Origin of the sequence: Gordonia sp. VNK1 (genome assembly GCF_040049135.1) — a bacterium.
In the GTDB taxonomy this organism is placed as follows: Bacteria; Actinomycetota; Actinomycetes; order Mycobacteriales; family Mycobacteriaceae; genus Gordonia; species Gordonia oleivorans.
In genome coordinates this window covers 284,529-302,703 of the sequence record NZ_JBDZDJ010000006.1, presented here as the reverse complement: position 1 = coordinate 302,703, position 18,175 = coordinate 284,529, and the positions used below count along the sequence as shown (strand labels likewise).

At 68.3% G+C, this 18,175-nt stretch carries 19 protein-coding genes; 18 read left to right on the top strand and 1 reads right to left on the bottom strand.

The window, feature by feature from the left end; translation table 11 throughout:
* Positions 1-5: 5 nt before the first annotated feature.
* From pgsA to ABLE94_RS10215, 11 genes are all read left to right on the top strand, one after another.
* Complete coding sequence (gene pgsA / locus ABLE94_RS10265; protein ID WP_348803637.1) at positions 6-719, top strand: phosphatidylinositol phosphate synthase; 714 nt, start codon at positions 6-8, stop codon at positions 717-719.
* Entirely contained in the window at positions 712-1,629 is a 918-nt protein-coding gene (locus tag ABLE94_RS10260; RefSeq protein WP_348803639.1) for a phosphatidylinositol mannoside acyltransferase, read from the top strand. The genes pgsA and ABLE94_RS10260 overlap by 8 nt, the downstream gene beginning before the upstream one ends.
* Positions 1,626-2,750 (top strand): glycosyltransferase family 4 protein, encoded by a 1,125-nt coding sequence (locus tag ABLE94_RS10255; protein ID WP_348803640.1) that lies wholly within the window; start codon positions 1,626-1,628, stop codon positions 2,748-2,750. Before ABLE94_RS10260 ends, ABLE94_RS10255 begins: the two co-directional genes overlap by 4 nt.
* Positions 2,751-2,827: 77 nt before the next feature.
* The gene (locus ABLE94_RS10250) at positions 2,828-3,349 is read left to right on the top strand and encodes a LemA family protein (RefSeq protein ID WP_348808684.1); all 522 of its coding nucleotides are present in this window, start codon (positions 2,828-2,830) and stop codon (positions 3,347-3,349) included.
* 220 nt (positions 3,350-3,569) lie between these two features.
* Positions 3,570-4,418 carry a pyridoxal 5'-phosphate synthase lyase subunit PdxS gene (gene pdxS, locus ABLE94_RS10245; RefSeq protein WP_425476180.1) on the top strand — a complete coding sequence of 283 codons (849 nt, stop codon included), beginning with the start codon at positions 3,570-3,572 and terminating at the stop codon, positions 4,416-4,418.
* 81 nt (positions 4,419-4,499) lie between these two features.
* A complete protein-coding gene (locus ABLE94_RS10240; RefSeq protein WP_425476177.1) occupies positions 4,500-5,513 on the top strand; it encodes a PP2C family protein-serine/threonine phosphatase in 1,014 nt (337 codons plus the stop codon).
* Between the two features lie 14 nt (positions 5,514-5,527).
* Positions 5,528-6,301 carry an FHA domain-containing protein gene (locus tag ABLE94_RS10235; protein WP_348808683.1) on the top strand — a complete coding sequence of 258 codons (774 nt, stop codon included), beginning with the start codon at positions 5,528-5,530 and terminating at the stop codon, positions 6,299-6,301.
* Positions 6,302-6,697: 396 nt separating this feature from the next.
* A complete protein-coding gene (locus ABLE94_RS10230; protein ID WP_348803645.1) occupies positions 6,698-7,138 on the top strand; it encodes a response regulator transcription factor in 441 nt (146 codons plus the stop codon).
* Positions 7,139-7,209: 71 nt separating this feature from the next.
* Complete coding sequence (locus ABLE94_RS10225; RefSeq protein ID WP_348808682.1) at positions 7,210-8,064, top strand: acyl-CoA thioesterase; 855 nt, start codon at positions 7,210-7,212, stop codon at positions 8,062-8,064.
* Positions 8,061-8,663: a pyridoxal 5'-phosphate synthase glutaminase subunit PdxT gene (gene pdxT / locus ABLE94_RS10220; RefSeq protein ID WP_348803647.1), complete on the top strand. Its 603-nt coding sequence runs from the start codon at positions 8,061-8,063 to the stop codon at positions 8,661-8,663. The genes ABLE94_RS10225 and pdxT overlap by 4 nt, the downstream gene beginning before the upstream one ends.
* Positions 8,664-8,774: 111 nt before the next feature.
* Positions 8,775-9,527, top strand: coding sequence for a YebC/PmpR family DNA-binding transcriptional regulator (locus tag ABLE94_RS10215; protein ID WP_348803648.1), 753 nt, complete (start codon positions 8,775-8,777; stop codon positions 9,525-9,527).
* A gap of 50 nt (positions 9,528-9,577) precedes the next feature.
* Here the strand turns inward: ABLE94_RS10215 and ABLE94_RS10210 are convergent, their stop codons facing one another.
* The gene (locus ABLE94_RS10210; protein WP_348803649.1) at positions 9,578-10,186 is read right to left on the bottom strand and encodes a nucleoside/nucleotide kinase family protein; all 609 of its coding nucleotides are present in this window, start codon (positions 10,184-10,186) and stop codon (positions 9,578-9,580) included.
* A 112-nt stretch (positions 10,187-10,298) separates the two neighbouring features.
* Between ABLE94_RS10210 and ruvC the strand changes: the two genes are divergently transcribed.
* The 7 genes from ruvC (at position 10,299) to ABLE94_RS10175 (ending at position 18,162) form a co-directional block, all read left to right on the top strand.
* Positions 10,299-10,868, top strand: a complete 570-nt coding sequence (ruvC, locus tag ABLE94_RS10205) for a crossover junction endodeoxyribonuclease RuvC (protein WP_348803924.1) — start codon at positions 10,299-10,301, stop codon at positions 10,866-10,868.
* Positions 10,865-11,464 carry a Holliday junction branch migration protein RuvA gene (gene ruvA, locus ABLE94_RS10200; protein WP_348803650.1) on the top strand — a complete coding sequence of 200 codons (600 nt, stop codon included), beginning with the start codon at positions 10,865-10,867 and terminating at the stop codon, positions 11,462-11,464. The genes ruvC and ruvA overlap by 4 nt, the downstream gene beginning before the upstream one ends.
* Complete coding sequence (gene ruvB / locus ABLE94_RS10195) at positions 11,461-12,561, top strand: Holliday junction branch migration DNA helicase RuvB (RefSeq protein WP_348803651.1); 1,101 nt, start codon at positions 11,461-11,463, stop codon at positions 12,559-12,561. Before ruvA ends, ruvB begins: the two co-directional genes overlap by 4 nt.
* A gap of 184 nt (positions 12,562-12,745) precedes the next feature.
* Positions 12,746-13,162: a preprotein translocase subunit YajC gene (gene yajC, locus ABLE94_RS10190; protein WP_348803652.1), complete on the top strand. Its 417-nt coding sequence runs from the start codon at positions 12,746-12,748 to the stop codon at positions 13,160-13,162.
* Positions 13,163-13,532: 370 nt separating this feature from the next.
* A complete protein-coding gene (secD, locus tag ABLE94_RS10185; protein ID WP_425476179.1) occupies positions 13,533-15,194 on the top strand; it encodes a protein translocase subunit SecD in 1,662 nt (553 codons plus the stop codon).
* A complete protein-coding gene (secF, locus tag ABLE94_RS10180) occupies positions 15,191-16,417 on the top strand; it encodes a protein translocase subunit SecF (RefSeq protein ID WP_348803654.1) in 1,227 nt (408 codons plus the stop codon). Before secD ends, secF begins: the two co-directional genes overlap by 4 nt.
* Before the next feature lie 71 nt (positions 16,418-16,488).
* Entirely contained in the window at positions 16,489-18,162 is a 1,674-nt protein-coding gene (locus ABLE94_RS10175) for an ABC transporter substrate-binding protein (protein WP_348803926.1), read from the top strand.
* Positions 18,163-18,175: the final 13 nt, after the last annotated feature.

Here is an 18,175-nt window from a genome sequence, read left to right as displayed (position 1 = left end):
GATCGGTGCTGAGCATCCTGGGCCGCGCTTCGGTGTCGAAGGTGACCCTGCCGATCGGTCGCGCCCTGCTGCGTACCGGGCTCACCCCCGACATGATGACGGTGATCGGCACCGTCGCCACGATCGCCGCGGCGGTGACCCTGTTCCCGATGGGGCATCTGTTCATCGGCACCTTGGTCATCTGGCTGTTCGTGATGTTCGACATGCTCGACGGTGCGATGGCCCGTGCCCGCGGTGGTGGCACCCGATTCGGTTCGGTGCTCGACGCCACCTGCGACCGCATCGCCGACGGCGCGATCTTCGCCGGCCTGGCCTGGTGGTGCGTGTGGACCGAGCCGCATCAGTTGCTGTTCATCGCCACGCTGATCTGCCTGGTCACCTCGCAGGTGATCTCCTATGCGAAGGCCCGCGCCGAGGCGGCGGGACTGTACGGCGACGGTGGTCTCATCGAACGGCCCGATCGCCTCATCATCGTGTTGGTCGGTGCGGGATTCACCGGTCTGGGTCTGTGGTGGGCGATCCACGTGGCGATGTGGCTGCTCGCCGTGGGCAGCGTGATCACGGTGGGTCAGCGGATGTTCTCGATCGCCGCCTCGCCGGGGGCGCGGGAGTTGATTCCGCTGGCCGCGCCGGCCGATCCGGACAGCGATGCCGGGGACTCCGGCGGCACCGGCACCACCGGTACCGCGGGCACCGACTCCACCGGCGCCGATGCTTGAGCGTGTCCGGGCGGAACTGACCGACCTGGGGTATCGGGCCGGCTGGGCGGGCGTGCGCCACGCACCCGACGGTCTCGCGCGTGCGTTGTTCGACCGGGGCGGGGCATTCGCCGGGCGCCGCGACGGCGGCCCGGAACAGTTGCGGCGCAACCTGGCCCGCGTGATCGGGACGCCCCCCGAGCAGGTGCCCGACGACCTCGTCGAGGACGCCATGCGGTCCTATGCGCGGTACTGGTACGAGGCCTTCCGGCTACCGGCCCAGGATTTCGCCGCCACCGCCGCCACGGTCGACGTACCCGCCGACGACCAGGTTCGTCTCGACGCCATTCTCGATCGCGGAAAGGGCGCGATCCTGGCGTTGCCGCACACCGGGAACTGGGACATGGCCGGGGTCTGGCTGGTCCAGAATCGGGGCAGCTTCGCCACCGTCGCCGAACGCCTGGAACCGGAGTCGCTGTTCCGGCGGTTCGTCGAGTACCGCGAGTCGCTGGGTTTCGAGATCTTTCCGCTCTCCGGCGGTGAGCAACCCCCGTTCGGGTTGCTCGCCGAGCGTCTGCGGGCCGGCGGCGTCGTCTGTCTGCTCGGTGAGCGTGACATCGCCCGCCATGGTGTGCCGGTCACCTTCTTCGGTGAGCGCACCCGGATGCCCGCCGGGTCGGCACGGTTGGCGATCGAGACCGGCGCCGGCCTGCTGCCGGTGCATCATTGGTTCACCGAGGCGCCGTATTCACAGATCAGCTGCGGTCAGGAGATCGACGTGTCGGTCGGCGTCGAGGCCGCCACCCAGGCGCTGGCCGACGCCTTCGCCGCCAACATCGCCGCGCACCCGACCGACTGGCACATGCTGCAGCCCCTGTGGGAGGCCGACTGGACCGACCGCCAGCGGGCCCGGGTGCAGGGGGCCACATGAGAATCGGGATGGTGTGCCCGTACTCCTTCGACGTCCCCGGCGGTGTCCAGGCCCACGTCGTCGAACTGGCCCAGGTGTTCATCGAGCGTGGCCACTTCGTGAGTGTGATCGCGCCGACCGATCATGCCGACGAGCTACCCGACTACGTGGTCCCGGGCGGGCGGGCGCTGGCGATCCCGTACAACGGGTCGGTCTCGCGAGTGAACTTCAGCCCCAACGGATATCGGCGCCTGCGCCGCTGGATCGCCGACAACCACTTCGACGTTCTGCATGTGCACGAACCGAATTCACCCAGCCTGTCGATGATGGCGCTGATGGTGGCATCCGGTCCGATCGTCGTGACATTCCACACCTCGACGTCACGATCGTTGTGGCTCAGCACTTTTCAGGGTGCCCTGCGCCCGTACCACGAACGGATCGCGGGCAAGATCGCGGTCAGTGAACTCGCCCGTCGTTGGCAGATGGAATCCCTCGGCTCCGATGCGGTGGAGATCCCCAACGGCGTCGACGTGGCGTCGTTCGCGACTGCCCAACCGCTCGACGGTTACCCGTGGCCGGGGCGCTCAGTCCTGTTCCTGGGACGCTTCGACGAACCCCGCAAGGGCATCGACATCCTGATGCGGGCGCTGCCGACGGTCGTGGCTGCCTTCCCCGACCTGCGGGTGCTGGTGGTCGGCGGCGGCAACCAGAAGGCGTTGCGCCGGCGCGCCGGCGACCTGGCCGATCACCTCGTGTTCCTCGGGCAGGTCGACGACGACACGAAGGCCCGGGCGTTGGCATCGACCGACGTGTACTGCGCCCCGAATCTCGGCGGTGAGAGTTTCGGCATCGTGCTGGTGGAGGCCATGGCCGCGGGCGCGGCGGTCGTCGCGAGCAAGCTCGATGCGTTCCGGCGGGTGCTCGACGACGGGCGGGCAGGCACCCTGGTCGGTGTCGGCGCCGCCGACGAACTGGCCGAGGCCATCGTGGGCCTGCTCTCCGACGACGACGCCCGCGCCGCGCAGGTGGCGGCCGGTCGCGCGCGAGCGGATCGGTACGACTGGTCGCGGGTCGCCGATCAGATCATGCGCGTCTACGAGACGGTCACCGTGGGCGCCGGGTCCGTGGTGGTGTCGGACTGATGTGCGGTGATGATGATGTGCGGTGATGATGTCGCGGCGGCTCATCGCGGCGCGACCCGGATGCAGGGAGGGCGATCATGTCGACGGCTGTGACCGTGCTCCTCGTCGTGGCGGCCATCGTGGTGGTGATCGTCGGTGGCTGGGCGTACGGGCGGGCCAATCGACTCGACCGGCTCAATGTCCGCGTCGACCTGGCCTGGCAGGCATTGGAGGCGGCGCTGGAACGACGGACCGTCGTCGTGCGGGCGATCGCCGCGTGGATGGACGATTCCGATGACGCCGACATCCATGCCGCGGCACGAACGCTGGTCGCGCGGGCCGACGCCGCCGAACACGCCGCGCGGGATCAGCGCGAGGACGCCGAGAACGAACTGTCGGTGGCCCTGGGACACCTCGATCCCGGCGCGCGCCCACCGGCGCTGGTGGCCGAACTCGCCGACGCCGAAACCCGAGTGATGATGGCGCGACGCTTCTACAACGACGCCGTCCGTGACACCCGCAGCCTCGCCGACCGTCGGCTCGTGCGTCTCCTGCGACTCGGGGGCACGGCCAAACGACCCGAGTACTTCGAGATCGTCGAGCGGGTCCCCCCGAGCTGAACCCCCCGAGCTGAACCTCTGCGCTGTTTCCCCGATTGCGTCGGCACCGTCGTCCGGCGTCCGGACCGGCGATCATCATCCGATGACCCTCGCCTATCCTGGATCGGAGACGTTCGCGGCGCGCGGACATGCGAGAACGAGAAGCAGGAGAGCATCAGTGAGCCAACCGAACACCCCCATCACGGAATCCGGTCTGGGGACTGCCCGGGTCAAGCGGGGAATGGCCGAGATGCTCAAGGGCGGCGTCATCATGGACGTGGTCACCCCCGACCAGGCCAAGATCGCCGAGGATGCCGGTGCGGTGGCGGTCATGGCCCTCGAGCGTGTGCCCGCCGACATCCGCGCCCAGGGTGGGGTGTCGCGGATGAGTGATCCGGACATGATCGACGGAATCATCAGCGCGGTGTCCATCCCGGTGATGGCCAAGGCGCGCATCGGGCACTTCGTCGAGGCACAGATCCTGCAGAGCCTCGGCGTGGACTACATCGACGAGTCCGAGGTGCTCACCCCGGCCGACTACGCCAATCACATCGACAAGTTCGCCTTCACGGTTCCGTTCGTCTGCGGTGCGACCAATCTCGGTGAGGCACTTCGACGTATCACCGAGGGCGCGGCGATGATCCGCTCGAAGGGCGAGGCCGGCACCGGCGACGTGTCCAACGCGACGACCCACATGCGCAAGATCCGCGACGAGATCCGTCGCCTGACCTCCCTGCCCGCCGACGAGCTCTACGTCGCGGCGAAGGAACTGCAGGCGCCGTATGAGCTGGTCGTCGAGGTCGCGCGAGCCGGCAAGCTGCCCGTGACGTTGTTCACCGCCGGCGGTATCGCCACCCCGGCCGACGCCGCGATGATGATGCAACTCGGTGCCGAGGGCGTGTTCGTCGGTTCGGGCATCTTCAAGTCCGGCAATCCCGCGCAGCGCGCGGCGGCCATCGTGGCTGCGACGACCTTTCACGACGACCCGGATGTGCTCGCCAAGGTCTCCCGGGGCCTGGGGGAGGCGATGGTCGGCATCAACGTCGACGACATCCCGGCTCCGCATCGTCTCGCCGAGCGTGGCTGGTAGCGGCGCCGGTCGGATGAACAGCGTCAACTCGGTGTGGCCTGCTGACTGTTTCGGTGTCGGCGCCGGTAGGATCTGCTGACCATGGATTCGGTGAGCATCGTCCGTGATGCGGCGACGGCGGGCACCCATTTCGTCCAGAATTTGCGGCTGGAGTGGGCGGTGCGCTGCAGTGTCGGTCGGGTGCGGGAAACCAACGAGGACGCTGCGCTGGTGATGCCGGGCAAGTACCTGCTCGCCGACGGTATGGGGGGCCACGACAGCGGTGAATTGGCCAGCGAGGCCGCCCTGCTCACCTTGTCGGCGGCCGACGGTGCCGGGGAACTGATCGAGACGCAGAAATCACTGATCGATCTGCTCGACGAGGCGCAGACGCGTATCTCGGAGATCGAGACCTCGTCGGAACGCCGGGCCGGGACCACCACCACCGGGGCGTTGCTGGTGACCGTCGAGGGTGAACCACACTGGCTGATCCTCAACATCGGGGATTCCCGGACCTACCGGTATCAGCACGGCACCCTGCAACAGCTCACCCGCGATCACTCGCAGGTCCAGGACTTCATCGACGCGGGTTTCCTGACGCCCGAGGCGGCGCGGACCGATCCGCGCCGCAACGTGATCACCCGTGCTCTCGGTGCCGGGATGATCGATCCGGTGGCCGACTACTTCAGCACCGTCGCCCTGCCCGGTGACATCCTGCTGATGTGCTCGGACGGGCTGACCGGGGAACTGCCCGACGACGAGATCGCGCGGATCCTCGGTGACGCCGACACGGCCGAACGTGCCGCCGACGACCTCGTCGAGGCCGCCCTCGAACTCGGCGCCCACGACAACGTGACCGTCATCGTCGTCGAGGTCCACGAGTCGGTGGCCACGCTGCAGATACCGATCGTCGACGGGGAGGAATCGGAGGCCGGTGCGTCGGATGCGTCCGACACGCCGACCACCACAGACGACGCCGGGTCGGGCGACACCGAGCAGGACGACACCGGGCCGGGCGAAACCGATTCGGCCACCCCGGATTCCGAGGCGGCTGCCGACGGGACGGATGATTCCGACGACGACGCACCGGACACCGCGCCGACAACGGAGAAATGATCGGGTCGAGTTGAATGGTTCCTGAGTACGAACCCACCGGGAGCGGCACATCGGTACCGCCGGGGATGACGTACGTCGACTACTGCGGCGAGCGGTTTCCGCTGCCCGGGGACCGTCGATTCACCATCGGTCGTGAGGCCGATCTCTCCGTCGACGACAATCCGTATCTCCATCGTCGATTTCTGTTGCTGCACAACGAAAACGGGCTGTGGTGGCTCACCAATCTCGGGAGTCACCTGTCGGCGAGTGTGTCCGCCGGCGACGTCGGATTCTCCGCGACCCTCGGGCCGGGGGCGCGGATGCCGCTCGTGTTCGGGGAGACCACCGTCGTGTTCACCGCCGGGCCCACCACCTACGAGCTGATCGTCTACGCGACGGCGCCGCAGGTGCGTCCGGTCACCGAGCAGTCCTTCGCCGTCGGACGCACCACCGAGGGCGTGCCGATGCTCACCGAGAGTCAGAAGCTGCTCATCGTGGTGCTGGCCGAGGAGATCCTGCGTCGTGAGGGCACCGGTGCCAGCGCGATCCCCTCGTCGGCGAAAGCCGCTGCCCGACTGGGCTGGCCGCTGACGAAGTTCAACCGCAAACTCGACAACGTCTGCGACAAACTCGATCAACTCGGGGTCAGCGGGATGCGTGCCGGTGGCGGAAAGCTCGCGAGCAATCGTCGGGCACGGCTGATCGAGTACGCCATCTCCTCGCGCATCGTGACCCGCGACGATCTCCCGTTGATCGACGAGGAAGCGGCCCGCAACGCCGCGAGCTCACGGCGCTCTCAGCCACGTTGACAGCGCTTTGTACCACGCTGACAGCGCTCGCCACGTCGTTGACAGCGCTCAGGCTTCCTGAGGTTGGGCGCTGTCAGTGACCGGGTGAGCGCTGTCAGTGACTCGGTGGGCGCTGTCAGTGACCTGGTGAGCGCTGTCAGTGATGCGACGGTCCCGTGTCCCCGAGTCGGGGGAATGACAGGGGAGTGCGGTGGGTAGTCGCGACGGGGACCATGGGTAGAGTCCGGGAATCTCGTCCGTGCACCCCCTCTGAACTGCACGTATTCCATGGGTAGAACTACCCATGGGCAGGGGAGTTCTCCCCATCGACCTTCTTGCGAAACGCCCATAACGTCTTGTGCATCGGGTAACCGAGCCCACCAACCAGAAGACACACGACACGCACAGGAGCACACGATGACCGCAGTTGTTTCGCACATCCCCGCCGGCAACCTCGCCCAGGCCGCCCGTCGTCGCGCCGAGGCCGATCGGCGTCGCACCGAGGCTCTGGCCCGTCTGGCCGCACGGCGGATGCCGCTGCCCGGTCAGCAGGCCGCTCCCGTCGCCGAGCCCCGGATTCACCTGGTTCCCGAGGCCCGCGAGCCGCAGGCCCCCGAGGTCCCGGAGTTGCCGCGCCCGAACCTGACCACCCGTGAGGTCGAGGTGCTGCGCACCTGGCTGATGGTCGACTCCAAGCCCGCGGTCGCGCAGGAACTGTTCATCTCCCTGGGCACCGTGAACACCCACCTGACCCGCATCCGCGCCAAGTACGCCGAACTCGGCCGCACCGCGCCGACCAAGGCGGCGCTGGTGGCCCGCGCGGTGCAGGACGGACTGGTTCGTCTCGACGAGCTGTGACAGGGACGCGGCGTCGCAACCTGGTTGACGCCGCGTCGCAGGGTCCGGGCACGGTGCGCGATACTTGTCCGGTGGCAGACATCGAGGACATCCTGCGCGTCGAGCGCATCGAGACCGACATCTACCGGGGTGGGGCGTTCGAGAGCCACCTCCAGCGGACCTTCGGCGGACAGGTTGCCGGGCAATCGTTGGTCTCGGCCACTCGCACCGTCGGCGACGAGTTCGCGGTGCATTCGCTGCACGGATACTTCCTCCGCCCGGGCAATCCCGACATCCCCGCGGTCTTCCTCGTCGACCGCGTCCGCGACGGACGGTCCTTTGCCACCAGGCGCGTGACCGGAATCCAGAACGGCGAGGCCATCTTCACCATGTCCGCGTCCTTCCACGTGACCAGCGATCACGGCATCGAACACCAGGACCGGATGCCCCCGGCGCCGAATCCCGACGAATTGCCGGATCGCGCAGACGATCTGAGCGTCGAGGAACAGGCGGTCCTGCGGGAGTGGACGAACTTCGACATCCGGGTCGTGCCGGCCGAGCAGATGATCACCAACGAGTATTTCGCCGCGCAGCAGCGGGTGTGGTTCCGCTACCGCCATCCCTTGCCCGACGACCAGACGATCCACGTGTGCACGCTGGCCTACATGAGCGACATGACTCTGCTCGGATCGTCACGGGTGCCCCATCCCGACGTGACGCCGCAGGTCGCCTCCCTCGATCACGCCATGTGGTTTCTGCGCCCCTTCCGCGCCGATGAATGGCTGCTCTACGACCAGACCTCGCCGTCGGCCGGCGGTGGGCGAGCCCTCACGCAGGGACGCATCTTCGACCGTGCCGGCCGGATGGTCGCCGCGGTCACCCAAGAAGGGCTGACCCGACTCGGGCGCACCATGCCCGCCGACCAGCACGCGCGGCAGGAGCGGTGAGCGCGCCTCGCATCGGTGTTCTGGCTCTGCAGGGGGATGTGCGTGAGCACCTGGCCGCGCTGACCGAGGCAGGTGCCGACGCGCTCGCCGTCCGCCGACGCGCCGAACTCGACTCCGTCGACGGCCTGGTCATCCCGGGCGGGGAGTCGACGACGATGAGCAAACTGCTCGGGGTGTTCGACCTCTACGATCCGCTCCGGCGGCGTCTTGCCGACGGCATGCCCGCCTATGGATCGTGCGCCGGCATGATCATGCTGGCGTCGTCGATCCTGGACACCCGGGCCGACGCGCGCCACCTCGACGCTCTCGACATCACGGTGCGGCGCAACGCATTCGGACGTCAGGTGGAGTCCTTCGAGACCGATCTCGAGGTCGCCGGGATCACCGACGCGACCCCCATGCGTGCGGTGTTCATCCGGGCACCCTGGGTCGAATCGACCGGCGACGGCGTCGAGGTCCTCGCCCGTGTTCCGGACGGTCCCGCGGCCGGCCGGGTGGTCGCGGTACGCCAAGGTGACGTCCTCGCCACGTCCTTCCATCCGGAGGTCACCGGCGACCGACGTGTGCATGCCTACTTCGTCGACATGGTCCGCCGGTAGACTGACCTGTCAGGTTGTGCGCCCACGACCGTGATTCGGGTCACGGGTGGGGTGGCGCACTGAGTGATCGAGAGTTGTGCACGTCAGTGCCGGAAGGATCGGGTAGAGCGTATGAGCGGCCATTCCAAATGGGCCACCACCAAGCACAAGAAGGCCGTCATCGATGCCAAGCGCGGCAAGATGTTCGCCAAGTTGATCAAGAACATCGAGGTCGCGGCGCGGACCGGTGGTGGCGATCCGGCGGGTAATCCGACGCTCTATGACGCGATCCAGAAGGCCAAGAAGAGCTCGGTACCCAACGACAACATCGAACGCGCACGCAAGCGCGGCGGCGGCGAGGAGGCCGGCGGCGCCGACTGGCAGACCATCACCTACGAGGGCTACGGGCCCAACGGTGTCGCGATCCTGATCGAGTGCCTCACCGACAACCGCAATCGTGCGGCCGGCGAGGTGCGCACGGCGATGACCCGCAACGGCGGCAACATGGCGGATCCGGGTTCGGTGGCGTACCTGTTCACCCGCAAGGGTGTGGTCACCCTCGAGAAGGCCGGGCAGTCCGAGGACGACGTGCTGATGGCCGTCCTGGATGCCGGGGCCGAAGAGGTCAACGATCTCGGTGAGACCTTCGAGGTGGTCAGCGAGCCCACCGATCTGGTGGCCGTACGCACCGCACTGCAGGACGCCGGCATCGACTACGAATCCGCCGAGGCCGATTTCCGGGCGTCGGTGGAGGTCCCAGTGGACGCCGAGGGTGCCCGCAAGGTGTTCAAGCTGATCGACGCGCTCGAGGACTCCGACGACGTGCAGAACGTCTACAGCAATGTCGACGTGAGCGACGAGGTGCTCGCCGAACTCGACGCCTGACCCGACCGGCGCGCGCTCGACCCGCACCCGGCGATGCCGGACTCCCGGTGTCACCGGATGGCGATGGCCGGTCGTTCGGGATGGTCGTAGCGCACCTCGATGTCGGGCAGCGGCCCGAGTTCCTGCTGCTCCATGAGCGCGGCGATCGTCCAGTGCTCGTCCGGCGGCAACCGTCGACGCAGCGTGGGCGGGCTCATCCGCAGTGCGATGCCCAGATCGAGGTCGAGATCCTCGCGCAGCACCATGGGGCCGGCGACGAGAAGTATCTGGTCGTCGGTCGCGTGCTGCCGTTGATCGCGAAAAGATCTGTCGGAGTGGCCATCCCAGAGTCGCGGCAGCCACCGTCGATGGTGTCGGAGACCGTCGAGCACCTCGCGGCGCAGGGCCGGGTAGTCGTACCACGACGTCCGGAAGCTCTCGACGTCGTGGGCACCCCACTCCAGCCGGAGGGATGCGGGACGGAGGTAATCGATCACCCGGATCACCGCGGCGGCACGGCCGCGCGCCCGCAGAGTCGCCGCGATGGCCTCGGCGATCGATTCCGGCCGGGCCGGCGACGCGCCGTCGACGCCGACGATCGACGCGCCGTCGAGGTCCAGGCAGGTCTGCGCGCACATCTCGACGAGACCATCGGGATCGATCGGGGTGTAATGCGTCATCACCGGACATTCTCCCCGGCGCGAATCGGGGTCGTGTCGATCCGTTGCATTGTCGGTGGCCGCCGGTAGCATCTCGAACAGCTGTTCGTCTTGCGGAGAGAGGTGTGTGACCGTGCGGGTGATGGGCGTCGACCCGGGCTTGACCCGGTGTGGCATCGCGCTGGTCGAGTCGGGGAGTGGTCGGCAGGTGACCGCCCTCGACGTCGACGTGGTGCGCACGCCCACCGACATGGACCTGGCGCAACGGCTGCTCGCGGTCTACTCCGCCGCCTGCCATTGGCTCGACGTCCATCAGCCCGACGTGGTCGCGATCGAGCGGGTCTTCGCGCAGAACCAGGTGTCCACCGCGATGGGTACGGCGCAGGCGGGTGGGGTGATCGCGCTCGCCGCCGGACAACGTGATGTGCCCGTCCGATTTCACACGCCGTCGGAGGTGAAGGCCGCGGTGACCGGCAACGGCCGCGCCGACAAATCCCAGGTCACCTCGATGGTGACGCGCATCCTCGGGATGCAGACCAAACCGCGTCCGGCCGATGCCGCCGATGCCCTGGCCCTCGCCATCTGTCACTGCTGGCGTGGCCCGATGATCGAACGCATGGCGCAGGCGCAACAACGCGCCGACGAGATCGCCCGGACGCACCGTCGCCGGGTGGCGGCGGCCGAACAAGGGAGGAAGCGATGATCGCCTCGGTACGCGGGCCGGTGCTGGAGGTGGCACTCGATCACGTCGTCCTCGACTGCGCCGGAGTCGGCTATCGCGTCCTGGCCACCCCCGACACGTTGTCACGGCTGCGACGAGGCGACGAGGCGACGCTGCTGACCTCGATGATCGTCCGTGAGGACTCGATGACCCTGTACGGGTTCACCGAACCCGACGCCCGAGCCCTGTTCGCGCTGCTGCAGACCGTCACCGGGGTCGGGCCCCGACTCGCGATGGCGACCCTCGCGGTCCTCGAACCCGACGCGCTGCGCCGCGCGTTGGCCGACTCCGACACCAAGGCACTCACCTCGGTCCCCGGAATCGGCAAGCGGGTGGCCGAACGTCTCGTCGTGGAACTGCGCGACAAGGTCGACCGGCCGGTCGCCGACACCGCGACGGCGTCGGGTGTGGCCGGCGCGGGTGGGGTCGCCGGGCAGGTCACCGAGGCACTCATCGGGCTCGGATTCACCGCGGCGCCCGCGGAGAAGGCCGTCGCATCGGTGCTGGCCGAGTCACCCGACGCCGACGCATCCGCGGCGCTGCGCCGATCGCTGGCCCTGCTGGGGAAGACGGCATGACCGGCGAGTACCCCGAGGAGGCGGGAACCGACGACGAACGCGAGGTCAGCGCGCTGCCGGTGCGCGCCGACGGCGACTTCGACGCCGGGTTGCGGCCGCGGTCCCTGGCCGATTTCATCGGGCAGCCCCGGGTGTGCGAGCAACTCGAACTGGTGCTGCACGGGGCGAAGAAGCGGGGGAGCACCCCCGACCACATCCTGTTGTCGGGGCCACCCGGGCTCGGCAAGACCTCGCTGGCGATGATCATCGCCGGGGAGATGGGATCGGCGATCCGGGTGACGTCGGGGCCCGCGCTGGAACGCGCCGGTGACCTCGCGGCGATGCTGTCGAACCTCGTCGAGGGTGACGTGCTGTTCATCGACGAGATCCACCGCATCGCCCGGCCGGCCGAAGAGATGTTGTATCTGGCGATGGAGGACTTCCGGGTCGACGTCGTGGTCGGAAAGGGCCCGGGGGCGACCTCGATTCCGCTCGACGTCGCACCGTTCACACTGGTCGGCGCGACGACCCGATCGGGATCGCTGACCGGGCCGCTGCGTGACCGCTTCGGGTTCACCGCGCACATGGAGTTCTACGAGACCGATGAGCTGGTGCGGGTGCTGCGGCGGTCGGCCGGCATTCTCGGTCTCGACCTGCAGGCCGATGCGTCGTCGGAGATCGCGAGCCGGTCACGCGGCACCCCGCGCATCGCCAACCGTCTGCTCCGCCGGGTCCGCGACTACGCCGAGGTACGGGGCGACGGGATCATCACCGTCGACATCTCGCGCGCGGCCCTGGCCGTCTACGACGTCGACGAACTCGGCTTCGACCGCCTCGACCGAGCCGTCCTCAACGCCCTGATCAGGGGATTCGGCGGTGGGCCCGTCGGCGTGTCGACGCTGGCCGTCGCGGTCGGCGAAGAACCGGCAACCGTCGAGGAGGTCTGTGAACCGTTCCTGGTCCGGGCCGGGATGGTGGCCCGCACCCCACGCGGGCGGGTGGCCACCGCGGCCGCCTGGCATCACCTCGGCCTGACACCGCCGGCCGGCGCGCTCAACGCCACCTTCGGCGTTCGACCCCGCGACGGCGGAACCGCGTCACTGTTCGACGAGCTGTGATCGGGCAAATCCGGCACCCCGACGGCGGCCACCTCGACACGGCGGCCCTAGGGAAACCGGCGATGGCCATGGCACACTGGACAGAGTGCATGCCGACACACACTTGTCGGCACCCCCGCGACCCGTGGTTCCCACGCAGCGTCGCGGGTGACATTCTCGATACGACAAGGACGATTGTTTCCTGATGGAATCTCTGTTTCTCCCGTTGCTGCTGGTCTTGATGGTCGGTTTCATGGTCTTCTCGATGCGCAAGCAGAAGAAGCGTGCGGCCGAGATGCAGGACATGCAGAACTCGGTGCAGACCGGAACCCGCATCCAGCTCTCCAGCGGACTGTTCGGCACCGTGATCGACGCAACCTCATCGGACTACGTCGACGTGGAGATCGCCACCGGCCTGGTCACACGGTGGAACCGGCTGGCCGTCATGCGTGTCGTCCCGACCGACGAGGCCGCCGCCACCTACCCCGGCTATGTCCCGCCGTTCGCCCTCGAGGATGACGATGATCACGACCTCGACGACGCGGTTGCCGACGACACCACCTCGGACACCCCGAACCTCAACAAGTCCTCCGACGACAAATCGGCCGATTCCGAGAAGTAGGACATCGGCGTCGCGTGACCCGCGACGCACCTGCCCCGCCCCCGGGATTCCCGGGGGCGGGTGTCTGTGTGCGGGACGCTACAGTGGCCGGGATGATCGCGCGTTCCCGCCGACACCGCGCTGATCAACGTTCGTATCAAAGGAGATCGAGTACGTGAGTTTTTCCCGTGGGGCCGAATCGAAGGGAGCCTCCACCGACGGAACCGGTGCGAGCGGTCCCACACCGAGCGGACCCGATCCCCGGACGACCGGACCGAAGGGCTCGCGTCGGCGGCCACGTCCCGACTCGGATTCGGCGAAGCCCACCACACGCAAACGGGCCCGGTCGTCGGCGCGTGAGATCCCGCCGTGGCAGCCGCTCACCGCGTTCGTGGCGTTGCTGGCCCTGGTGTACCTGCTGATCTTCTTCACCGGGGGTGGTTCGCCGGAACCCAAACTCGGTATCGACCTGCAGGGCGGCACCCGCGTCACCCTGACCGCCCGCACCGACAACGGTCAGGCGCCCAACCGGGATCAGCTCAACCAGGCCAAGCAGATCATCGAGCAGCGCGTCAACGGACTCGGCGTCAGCGGCTCGGAGGTCGTGGTCAGTGGCAACAACCTGATCATCACCGTGCCCGGCAAGGACGGCGCGCAGGCCAAGTCGCTGGGCCAGACGGCGCGGCTGTACGTGCGCCCGGTCGAACAGCAGACCGCGGCCACCCCGCAGCCCGCCGATCAGCAGCAGGATTCCGAGAACTCCGAGGATCTGCCGGCCGATCAGGTCGCCGCCCAGATCGCCGAGGCGAAGAAGAACCGGCAGGCCCCCGCGAACTCCAACACCGAGGCCCTCGCGGCCTACATGGCCAAGATGGACTGCTCGCCGAACGCCAGCGATCCGTTGCGCGGCAACGACGATCCCTCCCAGTACCTGGTGGCCTGCTCCACCGACGGCAACACCGTGTACCTCCTCGGACCGGAGATCATCGACGGCCGTGACATCAAGTCGGCGAGTGCCGGTACCGAACCGCAGACCGGTGAGTGGATCGTGAGCCTGGAGTACAAGGGCGACGCGGCGAGTTTCTGGCCCACCTACACCGCACAGAACGTCGGCAAGCAGACCGCCTTCACCCTCGACACCCGGGTCGTCTCGGCGCCGGTCATCAACCAGGCGATCACCGGGGCCACCCAGATCAGCGGCAACCCGTTCAGCGAGTCCGAGGCCACCGACCTGGCCAACGTGCTCAAGTACGGATCGCTGCCGTTGTCGTTCTCGACCTCCGACGCCGAGACCGTGTCGGCGACGCTGGGCTTGTCGTCGCTGCGCGCGGGTCTGCTCGCCGGCGCGATCGGCCTGATCGCGGTGTTGATCTATGCGCTGGCCTACTACCGGATGCTGGGCTTCCTCACCGTGGCGTCGCTGCTGCTGTCGCTGGTGATGGTCTACGGCATCATCGTGCTGCTGGGGCGCTGGATCGGCTTCACCCTCGATCTGGCCGGTATCGCCGGTCTGATCATCGGCATCGGCATGACCGCCGACTCCTTCGTCGTCTACTTCGAACGCATCAAGGACGAGATGCGTGAGGGCCGGAGTTTCCGGTCGGCGGTACCCCGCGGCTGGGCATCGGCGCGGCGCACCATCTGGTCCGGTAACGCGGTCAGCTTCCTGGCCGCCGCGGTCATCTACATCCTGGCCGTCGGCGAGGTCCGCGGATTCGCCTTCACCCTCGGTCTGACGACGATCCTCGACATCGTCGTCGTCTTCCTGGTGACCCATCCGCTGGTCGTGCTGGCCAGCCGCTCGGAATTCCTGTCACGACCCGGCGTCAACGGTCTGGGTGCGGTCAGTGAGGTGGCCCGCCGGCGCCGCACCGAACGCGCCGAGCGGGTGGGCGCGCTGACCGGTGCCGGCGCCCGGGGTGCTGCGACCACCGAGACGACCTCGGGGTCGCCGAGCCTCACCAAACAACCCGGCAGCGCCGGATCCGGGACAGATCACGCCACCGGTGACGCGCCGGCCGGCGACGCATCGGCGAAAGGATCGTCGAAATGACCAGCCCCAACCAGACCGCCACCGACACCGACGGCGCGACGACCACCGTGGCGGCCCCGGCGACCGGTAGTGACGCCGACTTCACCGCCGACACCTCGCGATCGTTCCTGTCGCGGCTCTACACCGGCACCGGCGCCTTCGAGGTCATCGGCAAGCGCCGTCAGTGGTACATCGTCACCGCGGTGATCCTGGCGATCTGCGTGATCTCCATCGGTGTGCGTCAGTTCAGCTTCGGCATCGACTTCGAGGGCGGCACCCAGATCTCCATCCCGGTGTCGCAGGGCATCAGCAGCCAGTCCGTGGAGGATGTCGTCGGCAAGGCACTCGGCACCGCACCGGATTCGGTGCAGACCGCGGGATCAGGTTCCAGTGAGACCGTCCAGGTCCGCACCGACGCGTTGACCCTGGAACAGGCGCGGACGGTCACCGTGGCGCTGACCGACGCCTACGGGCCCGAACTCACCGCGCAGGACGTCAGCATCTCGGAGGTCAGTTCCACCTGGGGCCGCGAGATCACCGAGAAGATGCTCATCGCGCTCGCGGTCTTCCTGGTGATCGTGTTCATCTACATCGCGATCCGCTTCGACCGGGAGATGTCCATCGCCGCGCTGGCGACGCTGTTCTTCGACATCATCGTGACCGCGGGGGTGTACTCGCTGGTCGGATTCGAGGTCACCCCGGCCACCGTCATCGGTCTGCTGACCATCCTCGGTTTCTCGCTGTACGACACGGTGGTGGTGTTCGACAAGGTGTCGGAGAACACCCGTTCGGTCCTGCAGACCACCCGCCGCACCTACGCCGAGCAGGCCAACCTGGCCGTCAACCAGACCCTGATGCGCTCGATCAACACCACCGTCATCTCGGTGCTGCCGATCATCGCGCTCATGGTGATCGCGGTCTGGTTGCTCGGCGTCGGCACGCTCAAGGACCTCGCACTGATCCAGCTGGTCGGTGTGGTGGTCGGTGCGTACTCATCGGTGTTCCTGGCCACGCCGCTGCTGGTCACCCTGAAGGAACGCCGCGAGGACATCTCCCGGCACACCGCCCGGGTGCTCGCGCGCCGCGCCGCGATCGAGAAGGGGGAGGACCCCGACGCCGGTGACTCCGCGGCACGACGACGCCCGGCCCGATCACCCGGGACGCGCCGGTCCGGGGGAGCGCGGCAGGCCGCCGCCGACGACACCCCCGCCGTGCCGAGCGGAAAACGGCGCCGCACGCGATAGTCTCGGCACTCGTGACGAGGGGTTCGCGCACCACGCGCGGGGAGGATGCGCGGTCGGTGCGCCGCCGGTCGATGGTGATACGGCTGCTGGTCGTGATGGTGGGTGCGGCGCTGGCGGCGACGCTGGTGTCGGCGTGCTCCGACCCACCACCGCCGACCATCGACTATGCGGTCGACGCCAAGCTGAGCACCTACAACGCCAACACCCGCGAGGGCAACGCCAACGGCGTGCTGATGGCCACCACCCGTGTGCTGCCCGGTTTCAGTTACCTCGGCGATGCCGGGCAGGTGACCCCGGACCGTGACATCGGAACCGTGACCCGCGAGCCGGGTGGCCGATTGACGCTGCGCTACGACTTCAACCCGAAGGCCACGTACTCCGACGGCGTCCCGCTGACGTGCGATGAGATCGTGCTGGCCTGGGCCGCGATGAGCGGCCGGTTCGACGATTTCACGCCCGCGACCACCGCCGGCTACCGCGACATCGACTCGGTCGACTGCACCCCCGGTGCCACAACGGCCACGGTCACCTTCGCCGCCGGGCGTGACTACCAGGACTGGGCATCGCTGTTCGGTGCCGGCACCCTCCTGCCGGCACACGTCGTCGCCCGCGACGCCGGGGTGGCCAACATCGTCGACCCGATCCGCGCGCGCAACCGTGCGGTCATCGAACGGATCGCGAAGTCCTGGAACACCGGGTTCGACTTCACTCCCGGAGACTTCGATCGCAGTCGGTTCCCGGCGTCGGGGCCCTACCGATTCGAGAGTTACTCCACCTCCGGCGGCCTCCTGCTGGTGGCGAACGACACCTGGTGGGGTGATCCTCCGGCGGCGTCACGGATCACGATGTGGGGCCGCGGCAACGACGTCGCCCAACGCCTGGCCGACGGTGCGTACGACATCGCCGACGTGACGGCCGGTCTCGCCGACGGGGAGAACGTCCCACGACCGACCGACGGGGCCGAATCGCAGGCACTGGCCGTCGAGGGGCTGGTGCTGTCGGGGCGTGGCGTGTTCGGCGACGTCAGGGTGCGTCGGGCGTTCGCATCCTGCGTGCCCCGCGATGGGTTGGCACGGCAGTTCGGCAGCGGTGCGCAGATGTGGAACATGCGGGTCCTGGCACCCGGGGACGAGTTGGCCGCCTCGCTGAACGGCGAATTCGGGCGCGAGTACCAGCGTCCCGACCTCGGGCGCACCCGAACACTGCTGGCGGAGGCGGCCGGTACCGCCGATGACGGCACCCCGCGCCGGGCGTCGCGCACCGTGCGTATCGGCTACCTGGCGCCCACTGGGCGCTGGAACCAGATGGTCGCCGCGATCAACGCGTCCTGTGCGCCGGCGGGTATCACGGTGACCGACACCGCGTCGTCGGTCACCGGCGTCGGCGGGCTGGGATCGCAGGCGGATGCACTGCTGGTGGCGAGCGGCGCCTCGTTCTCCGCCGCGGGGTCCTCCGATCCGATCCGCGACGCCTATCAGCTGCGTGGCGGCGATCCGCTGAATCTGACGACCCTCAACAATCCGCAGGTCAACACCGCCATCGATCAGCTCGCCGTGGCGGATCTGGAGGCCGAGCGACTCGGCCTGGTCCGCACCATCGAGACCGGAGCGTGGGCGCAGGTGGCCTCGATCCCGTTGTTCGCTGCCCCGCGCGTGCGGCACTGGAATGATCAGGTCGACAATGTGGTCGCCGGATTGGGGCGCAACGGGACGGGATGGAACATGGATCGGTGGATGCTGACGTGACGACACTGACAAC